Here is a 15,618-nt window from a genome sequence, read left to right on the forward strand (position 1 = left end):
GAACTTGTTCAAACAAACCACAATCTAGAAAAAACATGGGTAGATTCCGAATTGAAGCCAAATGGGCATTAATATTTTCGCTAATGACCTTGGCTTGGATGGTGCTTGAAAAGGTATCGGGGTTACACGGGAAATATATTGATTACCAGTATTACCTCACAAATCTTTTTGCTATCCCAGCTATAGCTGTAATGGTTCTGGCATTAAAGGATAAAAAACAAAATTTCTTTCATGGCAACATGAGCTACCTGAATGGCTTAATTACTGGTATTGTGCTCTCCCTATTCATTGCGATTTTAAGCCCCTTAACCCAGTGGATAATATCGTATGTGATTTCACCCGAGTATTTCCCAAATGTTATAAAACGTTCTGTGGAATTGGGTTACTACAAGTCTGTTGCTGAAGCTGAAGCCTTTTTCAACTACAAAAATTTTGCTATTCAGAGTGCTATTGGTGCATTGGTAATGGGAATTTTAACCACTGCTATTGCTATGATATTTATTAGGACAAAGGGTTCGAATAAGTAACCTTATCGCATTCCTGCTGTCAACCTACTATTAATAGTTTTTCACATTTAATCAATTCAAAATTTAATATAAGTTTTACCGCCATAAACTTCATAATCAAATTTTTTTATATATTTGTTGCCATCGAATGCCATTCTTTTTAGATAAAGAAGGGTTTGAATTATAGAGAAGAGCGGAGAGAACAGGCTCAATGAAGCTCTAGCAACCTGCCCCCCAAAAGGCAAGGTGCTAAAACCTGACCCGAGAGGGTAATTATAACTCTAAACTCTGATGTTATGCAAAGTAAACATCTCAACAGTATTGAATTATGCGCAATCAGTTCTTTTGCGCTAAACAATTTACTTTTTAGGCTTTCCCACTCTCTTTCAATGCGAATGCGCCCCTGCGCGCAATAGCTAATTCATAAAACCTATTGGTTTTAGCCTGCATGCCGTTTGCGGCGGGCTAAACAATTGCCTACGCATAGGCAAAAATCTCACACTTTACCAATTCCAATAAAAATATTGAGACAATGAACAATACATATCATTTTGACACCCTGCAGGTTCATGCAGGGCAAGGGGTGGATACAAACACGCTTTCGCGGGCTGTACCCATATACCAAACCACATCGTACCTTTTCCGGAATTCAGAGCATGGGGCAAACCTTTTTGCCTTAAAGGAGTTTGGGCATATTTACACACGGTTAAGCAATCCTACAAACGATGTACTTGAGCAACGGCTTGCTGCACTAGAGGGAGGCAAAGCGGCTGTGGTGGTATCGTCGGGGCATGCTGCGCAGTTTATAGCGCTTACCAACATTATGGAGTCAGGCGATAATTTCGTGAGCTCTCCCTACCTGTATGGCGGAAGCCATAACCAGTTTAAGGTCACCCTTAAACGCCTGGGCATTGAGGCAAGACTTGCAAAAAGCCTTAAACCGGAAGATTTTGAATGCTTGATTGACAGTAAAACCAAAGCCGTTTACGTAGAAACCATTGGAAACCCAAGCTTTAACATCCCCGATTTTAAGGCACTTGCAACCCTGGCAAACCAACACCAAATCCCACTAATTGTTGATAACACCTTTGCAGGTGCTGGTTACCTATGCAGACCCATTGAATGGGGGGCTAACATTGTTGTGGAATCAATAACCAAATGGGCAGGAGGACACGGAACCAGCATGGGTGGTGTCATAGTTGATGCCGGCAACTTTAACTGGGGAAACGGAAAATTTCCACAGTTTTCGGAGCCATCGGAGGGTTACCATGGGTTAGTATTCTGGACTGCATTTGGCGAGGATAGCCCTCATGGGAACATTGCATTTGCCATTAGGGCAAGGGTTGAAGGGTTACGCGATTTTGGCCCAGCCATCAGCCCTTTCAATGCTTTTCAAATATTACAAGGAATTGAAACTTTATCGCTGCGCATGGAAAGGCATTGCAGCAATGCCCTTGCACTTGCCAAGTGGCTCAAAACAAACAGGTATGTTGAAAGGGTTTGCTACCCCGGACTACCCGATGACCCAAACCACATTCAAGCAAAAAAATATCTTATAAATGGCTTTGGGGGAGTATTGACATTTACACTCAAGGGTAACCTGGAGCAAACCCAAACGTTTGTCGATAGCCTTAAGCTTGTTAGCCATCTTGCTAATGTTGGCGATGCCAAAACGTTGATTATCCAACCCGCTGCTACAACTCACCAACAACTTAGCGAAGAGGAACGCCTTGCAGCGGGCGTTTTGCCAAACCATCTTAGGGTTTCGGTTGGCATTGAGCACATCAACGATATTATTGCCGACTTTGAACAGGCCTTTCAAAAAATCTTTAGCTAACTCAAAGCAATTTAATACATTGTGGCAGAAATCTTTTAAAAAAAAACCGACATGAAAGTAACGGAAGGCAACCTGGAACTTAAAACACTCCAACTTGAATGTGGCGAAGTGCTATACGATGTAAACATTCGTTACCATATACTAGGCGATATTCAAAAAAATCCCGAGAGAGTTATTTGGATTTGCCACGCCTTTACGGCCAACAGTAATCCGGCCGACTGGTGGCCCGAGATGGTTGGACAAGGTAGGTTGTTCGACCCTGAAAAATACACTGTGGTATGCGCCAACATCATTGGCTCATGCTATGGTTCAACCGGGCCTATGAGCGTTAACCCTAAAACAGGCAAACCTTACCTCAGGAGCTTTCCGTTAGTTACCATCCGCGATGTTGTTACTGCGCACCAAATACTTAAGGAGCACCTTGGTATTGACAAAATATGGGTATTAACCGGCGGTTCAATTGGAGGATTCCAGGCCATGGAATGGGAATGTATGTATCCCGGCACAACCGAGAATCTCATACTGATTGCCACTGCTGCCGAGGCTTCGCCTTGGGTTAAAGCATTCAGCCAATCGCAACGGCTTGCAATACTTGCCGATGGAACCTTTGACGATGCTAATCCAAACGGAGGTAAAGCAGGGCTTAAAGCAGCGCGTAGCATTGCGCTGCTTAGCTACCGCGGACGCAGCAGCTACAACCTTACCCAACAGGATACTGACCCAAATCAGTTATCGGACTTTAAAGCCTGCACATACCAGGACTACCAGGGCGATAAACTGGTTAAGCGGTTCGACGCCTACTCCTATTTCGCCCTGAGCCTAATGCTCGATAGCCATAACATGGGCAGAGGTAGAGTAAACAATGAAGCGGCTTTAAACTCAATAAAAGCACGAACACTGGTTGTGGGTATCGATAGCGATATACTTTTCCCGGTTGAGGAGCAACATTTCATTGCAGACCACATCCCAAGCGCGGTTTACCGCGAAATTCACTCCCAGTTCTGCCACGATGGATTTCTGATTGAGTACCAACAGCTAACATCGATTATCAGCGAATTCATCAACCTTTAAAAAATCAACAGAAATGGAAACTTTAACATTCACAAATACACGTAAAAACTCAAAGTTAAACGGAGTAAACCAACAGGTTATTGGTCTTTTCGGACTTGGCAATGTGGGCAATGCGCTTTACCACGTAATTGCTGAAATTACAAAGAGCAAAGCATACATAAAGCGCATCTGTGTTAAGCAACGCCATAAAAACAGGGAGGTTCCACACGAATTAATTACCTACAATGCTGCGGATATAATTAACGATGAGGAAATTAACCTGATTGTTGAACTTATCGATAACGCCAATGAAGCATACCACATAGTAAAATCGGCGTTGCTTAGCGGCAAGAGTGTGGTTTCAGGTAACAAAACCATGCTGGCACACCATCTTCCGGAACTAATAGCCATACAGCATGAAACGGGATCGGCTTTGCTTTACGATGCTTCAGCATGTGGGAGTATACCTGTAATTCGGAACCTTGAAGAATACTACGACAACGACCTTTTAGAATCGATTCGTGGCATCCATAATGGCTCAACAAACTATATCCTCTCCAACGTATTCAGCCAAGGGGTAGATTATCATTGGGCGCTAAAACAAGCACAGGAACTGGGCTTTGCCGAAAGCAACCCCGATTTTGATGTGCTAGGATTCGATGCACTCTATAAGCTGATAATACTTGCCGTGCATGGATTTGGTACATACGTTCACCCTAGCGATGCCTTCTGCTATGGCATAAACAATCTTAAGGCTTACGACATACAGTTTGCCCGTGAAAAGGGGAAAAAGTTCAAACTGGTTGCTCAGCTCCAAAAGCTAAATGCCGACTACTTTACGCTTTTTGTTATCCCAACACTGGTAGAACCCTCGGACTATATCTATAATGTTGAGAATGAGTTTAACGGGGTGGTTGTTGAGGGACAATACTACGACCGGCAATTCATGTTTGGTAAAGGTGCGGGCGGATACCCAACCGGTTCGGCTGTGCTGAGCGATATTACAGCTCGCTTCCATAACTACCGCTACGAGTATAAAAAGCAAAAATACTTTACGCCACCAGCCTATTCAACAGACGTTGAGCTGGAGCTCTATATCCGATACCACAACCTAACTGATGTCAGTATTTTTGGGGAACGCAAGGTTACAGAACAACATTTCGCCACCGATTTCCGATGGGAAATAGCATGGGTAAAGCTCAATGAGCTTATCAGAGTAAAGGAGTTGCTTCCAAAGTTAAACCTGTTTCTTGCTTTTACCGGTAATTTTAGGTTTAGCCCTATTGACAAGGCACTATCAAGCAAGGTAACTTGTGCTGATGATTACCAACCTATTGTTGATGCATTCTGAACATCGATTTTATGGAAATACAACAGTTTTGAGGGAGTTACTGAAAAGCAGGATACTGGTGCTGGATGGTGCCATGGGCACCATGATTCAAAGGTACAGACTAAAGGAGGAGGATTTTAGAGGCGATATTCTCAAGAGTCACCCGGTAAACCTTAAGGGCGACAACGACCTGCTTAACCTTACCCGCCCCGATGTGATAGGGCAGATACACCGTGCCTACCTTGAGGCCGGAGCCGACATAATTGAAACCAACACCTTTAACTCCACACGCATTTCGCAATCGGACTACGGGTTGGAGCAAATGGTTTACGAGTTAAACCTAGCCGGAGCCAGGCTTGCCCGTTCCATTGCCGATGAGTTCAGTAATGCCAATTCACAAAAACCGCGATTTGTAGCCGGTTCCATAGGGCCAACCAACCGTACTGCCAGCATGTCGCCCGATGTGGAGCGTCCTGGCTACCGTGCAGTAACCTTTGACCAGCTTGTAAGCGCATACACAGAGCAAGCTGAAGCGCTTATTGATGGTGGGGTTGATATTCTGCTAATTGAAACCATATTCGATACCCTTAACGCCAAAGCTGCGCTGTTAGCCATTTCAGAGATACTTGAACGCAGAGGTATAGATATCCCTGTTATGGTGTCGGCAACCATAGCCGATAACGGGGGACGGTTGCTTACCGGGCAAACCCTTGAGGCATTTGTCTGCTCTGTATCGCACTTCCCGCTACTGAGCATTGGCTTGAACTGCGCCTTTGGCGCAGAACAGATGTATCCGTTTGTCGAGGAGCTTTCGGCTATTACTCCATTTTTTGTTAGCGCACACCCCAATGCAGGGCTACCAAATCAGTTTGGGGAATACGACCAATCGGCGCAGGAAATGGCTGAAATTGTTGAGCAAATGCTAGCCAATGGGCTGGTAAACATTGTAGGAGGATGTTGCGGAACCACACCCAAGCACATTGAACTTGTTGCCAACCTGGCCCAACGCTATAAACCCAGGATTATACCAGAAATTCCACGCCATACTCGACTTAGCGGTTTGGAATTGCTTGAGATAAGACCCGAAAGCAATTTCATCAACATTGGTGAGCGAACCAATGTGGCAGGGTCAAAAAAGTTTGCCCGCTTAATAGCCGAAGGTAAGTATGCCGAGGCCCTTTCGGTTGCCCGCGAACAGGTTGAGGGTGGCGCCCAGGCTATTGACATTTGCATGGACGACGCCCTAATTGATGCTCCAAGAGCGATGACTGAATTCCTAAACCTGATAGCATCGGAACCCGACGTTGCCCGTATTCCTGTAATGATTGATTCATCGCGTTTCGATGTAATTGAGGCGGGGCTAAAATGCACTCAGGGCAAAAGCTTAGTAAACTCAATAAGTTTGAAAGAGGGTGAAACGGAGTTTGCCCGTAGGGCAAAAGCTATTAAACGGTATGGCGCCGCAGTGGTTGTAATGCTTTTCGACGAAAGCGGGCAGGCTGTTACTACCGAGCACCGCTGCCGTGTTGCCGAACGTAGCTACCGAATTTTAACCGAAAAGGTTGGCTTTTCGCCTGAGGATATCATTATCGACCCAAATATTCTTGCCATTGGAACAGGCATGGTTGAACATTCAACACAAGCCGTTAGCTTTATTGAAACCATAAAATGGATAAAACAGAACCTACCCTACGCCAAGGTTAGCGGTGGCGTTAGTAACCTTTCATTCTCGTTCAGGGGCAACAACCTGGTAAGGGAGGCCATTCACTCGGTATTCCTTTACCACGCCATTCAGGCAGGTATGGATATGGGTATTGTAAACCCATCGTTGCTGATGGTTTACACCGATATTGAACCAAATTTACTTAAACTCACTGAGGACTTAGTGCTAAATCGCCGGCGCGACGCAACCGAAAGGCTTTTGGCCTATGCCAGTAAGCTTGAAGAAACCGACCTGCAGCATCACAAAACCGACGACTGGCGTTTACTACCCGTTGAGCAAAGGCTTAAGCACTCACTTATCAAGGGAACCGATGAGTTTATTCGGGTTGATGTGGAGGAAGCCTACAACAAGCTGAAATCGCCTATCAGTGTAATTGAGGGGCCATTGATGGATGGAATGCGCGAGGTGGGCAATCTTTTTGGTACAGGCCGAATGTTTCTGCCCCAGGTTGTTAAAAGTGCGCGCGTAATGAAACAGGCTGTAAAGGTTTTGGAACCCTACCTCGAAGCGCAAGCAATGGATTCAAAAAGGACAGAACAAAAGAAAATAGTACTGGCAACCGTAAAAGGCGATGTTCACGATATTGGTAAGAATATTGTTGGTGTGGTTCTCGCCTGCAACGGTTACAGCATCATCGATTTGGGGGTAATGGTACCAGCCGAGAGAATTGTGGATGAAGTAAAAGCAAGTAAAGCCGATATTGTTGGCCTTAGCGGCCTTATCACCCCCTCGCTCGACGAGATGGTACATGTGATAAAGGAACTAAAACGAAACGGCATTAACATCCCGGTTCTCATTGGTGGTGCTACCACATCGGAACTACATACTGCCCTTAAAATCGCACCTGAATACTCGGGAGCAGTTGTCCATGTTAGGGATGCCTCACAGGCAAGCGGCATTGTTGCCAGTTTGCTAAGCACTGACAAGTCCGCAAGTACCATAAATGCCTACCAAAAGCGTTACCACCAACTACGCGAAAACTATTCAGGGAGTAAAACTGTTTTAGTTCCAATTGAGCAAGCTCGCAGGAATAGCCTTAAGCTGAACTGGGATAGTTACAAACCAGTTAAGCCGAAACAAACAGGTATCAATACCTTAAGCAATATCGATGTAAATGAGCTAATTCCATATATCGATTGGACATTCTTTTTCAGAGCATGGGGTTTAAAGGGCCGTTACCCCGATATACTTACCGATCCTGTTCATGGCAGCGAAGCACAAAAACTTAAAGCGGAAGCCGAGGCCATGCTCAAGCAAATCAGTGAACAGAAACTATTAACCCCCGAAGGGGTTTACGGAATATTCCCAGCCGCTTCCAGTGCCGACGATGTTATTGTGTACACCGACGAAACCCGAGCATCGCCCCTAACCCATTTGCCGTTCCTGCGAAACCAGGAGCAAAAGTCCGAGGGTGAGCCAAATATGTGCCTTTCCGACTTTATTGCGCCCGCAAATTCAGGCATTAACGATTGGATAGGATGTTTTGCGGTTACTACTGGCTCAACCACATCAACACTAATTGAAGAGTACAGGAAAAATGGAAACGACTTTGCCGCCATTATGATTCAAATTTTGGCCGACAGGCTTGCCGAAGCTTTTGCAGAATGGCTACACCTAAAGATCCGAAAGGAATTCTGGGGCTACTCACCCAACGAGTCGCTAACCGTGGAACAGCTGCTGCAGGAAAAATATGTAGGCATACGGCCTGCTCCGGGTTACCCGGCTTGCCCCGATCATCGTGGTAAGCAATGGATTTTTCAACTTCTCAATATTCCAAGGAATGCTTCCATAAGCCTTACTGAGAATATGGCCATGAACCCATTAGCCTCAGTGGCAGGCTTCTACTTTGCCAGTAGTGCAAGCAAGTATTTCAGCGTTGGTAAAATTGACAACGACCAGCTGGCGGACTATGCCAAACGAATTGGTGTTAGTACAACCGAAGCGGCCCGGTTGTTTCCAACCTTTTTAGCAAACCAATAAAATTTACTGAGATGAAGGTAATCGATATACTTAATAATTCAAAGTCAACACTTTTTTCCTTTGAACTTTTACCACCGCTCAAGGGGCATAACATTGAAACCATTTTTGCCACAATCGACAAGCTTTTGCCCTACAACCCGGCATATATCAATATAACCTACCACCGCGAGGAGGTGGTTTACATGCCCAACGAAAATGGGATACAGGTTCCGGTAAAGGTTAGGCGGCGCCCCGGCACCATTGGACTTGCCGCTGCAATACAGCAGAGGTACGCTATTGACGTTGTGCCCCATATTATCTGCGGCGGATTTGACGCCCACGAGACAGAGGATGCCCTTATTGACCTCGATTTTTTGGGAATACACAACATACTCGCAGTGCGTGGCGATGCCGATAAGATTACGGGCAGGTTTGAACCCAGGGCAGGAGGACACAGGTATGCCATTGACCTGGTGAAACAGGTTACTGACCTGAACCGTGGCGTTTACCTTGAAAAGCTGATGGAAAAACCCAAACCAACTAACTTTTGCATAGGAGTAGCTGGGTACCCTGAAAAACACCCTGAATCGCCAAACTGCGAGTCGGATATTCACTACCTAAAGAAAAAGGTTGAAGCCGGTGCAAGCTACATAGTTACCCAAATGTTTTTCGACAACAAGCTTTACTTCAACTTTGTTGATAAATGCCGTAAGGCCGGAATAGCTGTCCCCATCGTTCCCGGATTGAAGCCCATCAGCATAAAGGAGCATCTTAGCATTCTTCCCAGGGTGTTCGATGTTCAAATACCTCAAGCGCTGGTTCTTGAACTTGAAAAGTGTAAGACAAACAACCAGGCAGCGCAGCTTGGAATGGAATGGGCAATTGAACAATCAAGGGAACTAAAGAGTTCGGGTGTAAAAGCCATCCATTTCTACACAATGGGTAAGGCCGACAATATTGCACAAATTGCAAAAGCCGTATTTTAGCCATTGTTAGCATTACTTCCACTTATTATCATGAGCAGAGCGCAGGAAAATTTTCATTACTTGCTTAATGATATTTTCAGCCTTCTATCCCCAAAACTTCTAGCTAGGAATGCTTGTCATGTTGAGCTAAGCGAGAAACCTGAAAAAAAGCGGTACAGAGGGATCCTTCGCTCCCCGCCAAGGCGGGACAGGTTGCTCAGGATGACAAACGAGTGATTTTTACCAACTAAACTAACTGTGAATCAGCACCCCTTAAAAAGTTTTTGGATTACCGCCGTAAAAGTCGTATCTTACGAAAAAATCTACTACGCCTATGGCTCAGAAAAAAGTGGGCGAAAAGAGGTTTGAAGGTAGCTTTGAATACGATGGCGAACTTAAGTATAGGCTGATATTTGAAAAATCGCCTATTGGTTTATTTCAGTATAACACCGATGCTGTTATCACCGAATGCAACGACCGTTTTGTTGAGATACTCAAATCAAAGCGCGAGTTGCTGGTTGGTTTGAACATGCATAAAATTAACGATAAATCGGTATTGCCGGCCATACTCGATGCACTTGATGGAAAAAACGGATACTACGAAGGGCCATACACAACCACAACCAGCAACGCTCAGGTTTACGTTTTACTGAAAGCAGTGCCATTAACCAACCCTAAAACCGGACAGGTTGTGGGAGCAATGGGAATTGTAGAGGATATTTCCGATCTTTACCGAACACAGGAGGAGCTAACCATCAAGGAGGAACGTTTCAGAATCCTATCATCGCTCACTTCCGATTCGGCTTCAATACTCACCATTCAACCCGACGGCTCATTTAAACGTGAGTGGCTTAGCTCCGCACTAATGGTTCAACTAGGCTATAAGCCCGAGGATGTTGATTCATTTGAAAAATGGGCAACCATTGTCCACCCCGACGACATTGATGTTTTCAAGAGAGCCATTGGAACTATCACCCAGAAAGGCGAGAAAGTTACTTTAGAGTTTAGAATAAAGGCTAAAAATGGCAAAGTACACTGGATTGAGAATACTGTTTACCCTGAATTCAATAGCAGCGGAAAACCTTTCCGACTGATTAGCGCAATAAAGGACATTACCGCTAAAAAGGAACAGGAGCAGGAACTTCAGCAACAGCGCAACCTATTAAAATCAATAGTTGACAATGCCCCGCTTGGCATTTGGGTTGTTAACCCCGACGGCTCCTACCCAATAATAAATCCATGGTTTAGCCAAAACATAGGCTATGGCACATCGCAATTCTCTATGACCGAAGAGGAGGTTGCCCAATGCCGCCGTAGCGATTTGCAAGCGCTAAACTCCGATGGGCCAATTGAAACAACCGAGGAGGTTACTTTTACCGATGGCAAAAAGCACATTCTTCAAATATTCAAGCAAAAGCTAACGTCAACAACAGGTGAAACCATTGGGGTTTTGGGTATTGCAAACGACATTAGCGAACGTACCCAGTACGAGAAGGCGCTTGTTGAGGCATTGGAAAAGGCTGAGGAGAGCGACAGGCTAAAAACAGCATTTCTGGCTAACATGAGCCACGAAATTCGCACTCCGCTAAACGGTGTTATTGGCTTTGCCAAGTTTCTCCGTAACTTCCCTGATACCACGCCTCAGGAGCGCGAGAAATTCCTGGGAATAATTAGCACCAGTGCCGATCATCTCCTTACCCTAATCAACGATATTATTGATATCTCAAAGATTGATGTTGGGCAGCTAACCATTAACCCCGAAGCGGTTAACATTAACGAGCTGCTTAACGAGATATACACTTTCTTCTACAACGCAAACCCCGACCTACCCAAGCGTGAAATAGCTTTTAACTACACCACATCGCTGCCCGACTCCAAGGCAATGGTTAATGCCGACCGCATGCGATTACGTCAGGTGCTTACAAACCTTATAAACAACGCCCTTAAGTTCACCGATAAGGGTAAAGTGGAATTTGGCTACAACATAAATAGCGAAACCAATGAGTTTGAGTTCTTTGTAAGCGATACCGGAATAGGTATTGCCAAGGACAAGCAGGAAATTATTTTCCAGCGTTTCCGTCAGGCCTATACTGATATAACCAAGCAGTACGGTGGCACGGGCTTAGGGCTGGCTATCTGCAAATCGTTGGTTGAGCTTATGGGTGGCAGAATATGGGTTGAATCGGAAACGGGTAAGGGCTCCATTTTCCGTTTCACCTTACCTATTAATGCTCCTACAACCCCAAATAGGGGAAAGGTTTACGGGTACGAACTCCAGGAACTGAAAAATCTACTCAAAGGTAAATCCATTCTTATTGCCGAGGACGACCCCAACTGCATGTACTACCTAAAAACAGTTCTCAAGGACTTTGACATTAACATACTTGAGGCTGATAATGGCCTACTGGCAACTGAGATCCAGTATCAGCATCCCGAGATAGCCGCCATACTTATGGACATCAAAATGCCGGTGATGAATGGCTACGATGCCATTAAAAGGATACGCTCCACCAACGCCCATGTGCCAATTATTGTGCAAACTGCGCACGCCTTCAGCAATGAGAGGGCAATAAGCATAGCCTTAGGCTGCAACCAGTTTATAACCAAACCCATTGACCCAAACTCGCTCTACCAAAGCCTCTACTCGGTATTGAAGGAAAGCCGTAGGGAATAAATTCGTAAATTACTTTTCAATGTCGTTTAGTTAACAAACATAAACATGCTTGTCATCCTGAGCGGCCTGTCCCGCCCTTGCGGGGAGCGAAGGATATCTAATCGGCCCCATGAGATGTTTCGCTTAGCTCAACATGACAATAGATCCATGAACAACTAATAACGCATCCCGCCCCGTAGGGGCGTAATATTTGTAACACCATGATTATTCCCACATGTAATGCGATGCACGCTATAGTATTCCAAAGAGTAAGGAAGAAACGTTGCATCGCAAATTAAAAGTATTGCAAAGATCGGTTTACATGTTCTTTCTTGTCTTGATACAAGAAAGAACCAAAGAAAATCAAGGCTGAAAAGCCCGACCCGATGGGTACCCCGTGGGTGGAACTGCCACGCGATACAATTCGCCACGCCTGCAGCGTGGCTCATATGGTATCGCTTACTAAGCCCACCGCCATGTTCCACCCCCGACCCATTGTCGGGTCTGGCTTTTATGCCTCTGCTTGCTTCTTCCGCTCCATTCCCCCCTTAAGGAAAATGGTTGGGTGAGGTTGTTTTCCACATTCAACCTAGATGACCCCTCTAAATCTCCCCTGAGAGGGGAGACTTTAGCCCTGCAATAAGGTCTCCTAAATGCTTCTCCCCTCTCCTATCAGGAGAGGGGAGGGGGTGAGGTCAATTTCCTTTAGCCCTGCAATAAGGTCTCCTAAATGCTTCTCCCCTCTCCTATCAGGAGAGGGGAGGGGGTGAGGTCAATTTCACGAACAACGAACAACGAGCAACTTACACGAATAACCTCATTTGTCATCCTGAGTGTAGCGAAGGATCTCTAATCGACCCATTGAGATGTTTCGCTTGCGCGCAACATGACAAATAACCTTAACTAAACAACATTGAATTATTTTTTATATTATAGCTGTAATCCGATAGCTTTATGGGAATGGCTATATACATTCCAACCGTATTCCAAACCGCAAAAAGCAAACAGCCTAAACCTGACCATGATAAATGAATTTTCTATTTGACGATTTAAAGGTATTTTATTAAATTTACCTAGCAATAAGTTGCTTGTACCCTGTTTTCATTAAAACTAGTTTTTAACCTTTTTTAGAAACAAATACGCAAAAAATATCTAAAATACTATGATTAACAAAGAAGAAAGATTAGAACTATATTATAGTCTAATAAAAGGGTTAGATGAATTATCTGAAGTTGACAAAAGGTTAATAAAAAATTCTTTAAGAATCCGAATTGAATTGTCTGATGAATCTGACAGGGGTTGCGTGTTGCTTGGCTCTTCTTATATAGAAAATCAACTAAAGATTTTATTAGAAAAGATTTTAATAGGTACAAAAAAACATAAAAAGGATTTGTTTTCAGGTTATGGGCCACTTTCAACATTTTCAAGTAAAATAAAACTGTCATATTCTTTAGGAATAATATCCGAGAACCTTTATAAAGAACTCGAAATCATAAAATCAATACGCAATTTATTCGCTCACTATCCTGACAAGATTTCGTTTGACAACGTCGAGATAATAAAACTTTGTAATAAACTTAAACTTAGTTATAAAATTAAAAAAGAGGAAAGTGCTAAACGATTATTTCTGAGTTCAACTTCACAAGTTCTTGGACTTCTTGATATAGAATATATAAAAGCAAAACAGTTTAATGAGAAAAAAGACGAACTTGATAATCATTTTTTAGAAGATAAAATATTAGAAATTAAAAGTTTTTTTTAATTTTAAAGACAATATGTCGACTTTAAAATAATTAAAAAAGACTTTTTATCGGCGGATAACGCCGCTGGCGGTTAACTCCCCAGCGTAAGCAACTGCTGAACGGTTAGGTGGCATTATGATGAACTATCGTACACAAAAAAGGTAAATATGAAACTAATAACATTAATTCTTTTTATTGGAATAATGACAGCTTCTTTTGGACAATCTAAACCTGACCAAAAATTGCTTAGTAAAGATTATCTATGGGGAAAATCACCCTCTGAATTAAGAATAATGAGGAATGAGATATTTGCTCGATATGGATATATTTTTAAATCAGAAGATTTAAGAGACTATTTTACATCAAAGAAATGGTATAAGCCGACATCAGATAATGTTAATGGATTATTAACTGAAATAGACAAAAAAAACATTGAACTAATTGCAGAATTTGAAAAAAATGAAGCAAATGAATTTACAAGTGTCGTATATGATAGTGCGATTGCAAAATCTATGAAGGTTATTCATTCTAATTCATCACCTACATTTATAAGACAGATTGAAGTTACTTATCCAAGTTATAATTGGAAAAAAACAGTAGAACGTATTTCATATGGGGCTGATAAAGAGCCAACTATAATCACTATTGAATATGTAAATGATTCTCCATATAATTCTAGTCAACTACCATATTGGGAAATGACAAAATATGTAGATGATATAAAAATAGAATATAATTATTTACATGTTATTGATTACGGCACTGTTGACGACTACAATGAATTTTATCCATTCTTTAGCGACGAACCGATATTATGCTTCGATGGAAACAATTGCTTTAGATTTAAAATACCAAATTCTAAGATTCCCGACTTTTGGATAGGTTATTCATATTCAAAAGGAAAGAATGAAAAAATAGGAGCAAAAATCTATTTGTCTGATATAAATGGAATAATTAATGAACTTTCGATTATTTCTAAATCAGGTAAAACTGGGTATTTAGAAGATGATCATTTTAAAATTATAACAAAAAGCCCAAGGGATAAAATTGATAATTCTAGATGGAATACCTATGAACTTTGGTCTAGCGAGAAGGCAACTAACCGAACAGAAATAAATGATTTTAAAATAGAAATAGATGGTGTATTCAAAATTGAAATACCAATAATTAATGGATACTTATTTGGAAAATCAGATAGAATTCAAACAATGACAGTTGAATAACGCCACCTAACAAGCTATAGCCAATGGCGAGGAATGTAGGTATTCAAAGCTTTGAAATCCCATTAAGGTTTATAACGGTGGACACCCCCTGTTCAGCCGAGGCTGTAAAAAGCAATAAACGGACCGCGTTCGGCGGCGGTTGCACCGCCGTCGCGCTATTAGCAACAGGCTGCGCCTGAGTTTTTTATAATTCCCCCCGCTCGCGCGGATTTACAATCCGTGCGGTTGCAGTTCGGCAAAGCCAATCCGTGCGGTTATTTTAATGGTGTTTTCAATGAAGCACAGCTCGAATAAGTAATAAAGTGTAAGAAGTATTTGTCACGGACTACAAGTCCGTGCTAGCAATAAGATTAATATAAATCTACATAAAGCAAGTCCAAACCTTACAGTTTAATATCTTTTCACCGCTCGCGGTTCACTTCACGCTTTTTTTTTGCTATCTTTGCAGCTGACTTTTGGGGGTGCCCTTAGGGCTGAGATCATACCCTTTGAACCTGATCCGGGTAATGCCGGCGAAGGGAAAAAGAGTTTGTCAACATCTCACAATTTCCCCCTTTATAGTTATTCAGGATTTTCGGCTTAAATGCCCGAACCTGGTTTATGTTTAACTATTTAAAGGGATAAAAAAAC

At 43.0% G+C, this 15,618-nt stretch carries 10 protein-coding genes and 2 riboswitches; all 10 genes read left to right on the forward strand.

Annotated features, from left to right (window positions below; all coding sequences use genetic code 11):
- Positions 1–35: 35 nt before the first annotated feature.
- The 10 genes from AB6811_RS09410 (at position 36) to AB6811_RS09455 (ending at position 14,988) form a co-directional block, all read left to right on the forward strand.
- A complete protein-coding gene (locus AB6811_RS09410) occupies positions 36–527 on the forward strand; it encodes a DUF4199 domain-containing protein (RefSeq protein WP_369490201.1) in 492 nt (163 codons plus the stop codon).
- 157 nt (positions 528–684) lie between these two features.
- Positions 685–788, forward strand: a riboswitch (SAM riboswitch).
- Positions 789–1,038: 250 nt separating this feature from the next.
- Positions 1,039–2,343 (forward strand): O-acetylhomoserine aminocarboxypropyltransferase/cysteine synthase family protein, encoded by a 1,305-nt coding sequence (locus AB6811_RS09415; protein WP_369490202.1) that lies wholly within the window; start codon positions 1,039–1,041, stop codon positions 2,341–2,343.
- A 51-nt stretch (positions 2,344–2,394) separates the two neighbouring features.
- Complete coding sequence (locus tag AB6811_RS09420; RefSeq protein ID WP_369490203.1) at positions 2,395–3,414, forward strand: homoserine O-acetyltransferase family protein; 1,020 nt, start codon at positions 2,395–2,397, stop codon at positions 3,412–3,414.
- 13 nt (positions 3,415–3,427) lie between these two features.
- Positions 3,428–4,744 (forward strand): homoserine dehydrogenase, encoded by a 1,317-nt coding sequence (locus AB6811_RS09425; RefSeq protein WP_369490204.1) that lies wholly within the window; start codon positions 3,428–3,430, stop codon positions 4,742–4,744.
- A 28-nt stretch (positions 4,745–4,772) separates the two neighbouring features.
- Positions 4,773–8,426 carry a methionine synthase gene (gene metH, locus AB6811_RS09430; RefSeq protein WP_369490205.1) on the forward strand — a complete coding sequence of 1,218 codons (3,654 nt, stop codon included), beginning with the start codon at positions 4,773–4,775 and terminating at the stop codon, positions 8,424–8,426.
- A gap of 11 nt (positions 8,427–8,437) precedes the next feature.
- Positions 8,438–9,391 (forward strand): methylenetetrahydrofolate reductase [NAD(P)H], encoded by a 954-nt coding sequence (gene metF, locus AB6811_RS09435; protein WP_369490206.1) that lies wholly within the window; start codon positions 8,438–8,440, stop codon positions 9,389–9,391.
- A 313-nt stretch (positions 9,392–9,704) separates the two neighbouring features.
- A complete protein-coding gene (locus tag AB6811_RS09440) occupies positions 9,705–12,044 on the forward strand; it encodes a PAS domain S-box protein (protein WP_369490207.1) in 2,340 nt (779 codons plus the stop codon).
- A gap of 365 nt (positions 12,045–12,409) precedes the next feature.
- Positions 12,410–12,592: a hypothetical protein gene (locus AB6811_RS09445; protein WP_369490208.1), complete on the forward strand. Its 183-nt coding sequence runs from the start codon at positions 12,410–12,412 to the stop codon at positions 12,590–12,592.
- A gap of 593 nt (positions 12,593–13,185) precedes the next feature.
- Positions 13,186–13,785: an MltR family transcriptional regulator gene (locus AB6811_RS09450; RefSeq protein WP_369490209.1), complete on the forward strand. Its 600-nt coding sequence runs from the start codon at positions 13,186–13,188 to the stop codon at positions 13,783–13,785.
- Positions 13,786–13,932: 147 nt separating this feature from the next.
- Entirely contained in the window at positions 13,933–14,988 is a 1,056-nt protein-coding gene (locus AB6811_RS09455; RefSeq protein ID WP_369490210.1) for a YARHG domain-containing protein, read from the forward strand.
- A gap of 447 nt (positions 14,989–15,435) precedes the next feature.
- Positions 15,436–15,526: riboswitch (TPP riboswitch) on the forward strand.
- Positions 15,527–15,618 lie beyond the last annotated feature (92 nt).

Origin of the sequence: Tenuifilum sp. 4138str, assembly GCF_041102575.1 — a bacterium.
GTDB lineage: Bacteria > Bacteroidota > Bacteroidia > Bacteroidales > Tenuifilaceae > Tenuifilum > Tenuifilum osseticum.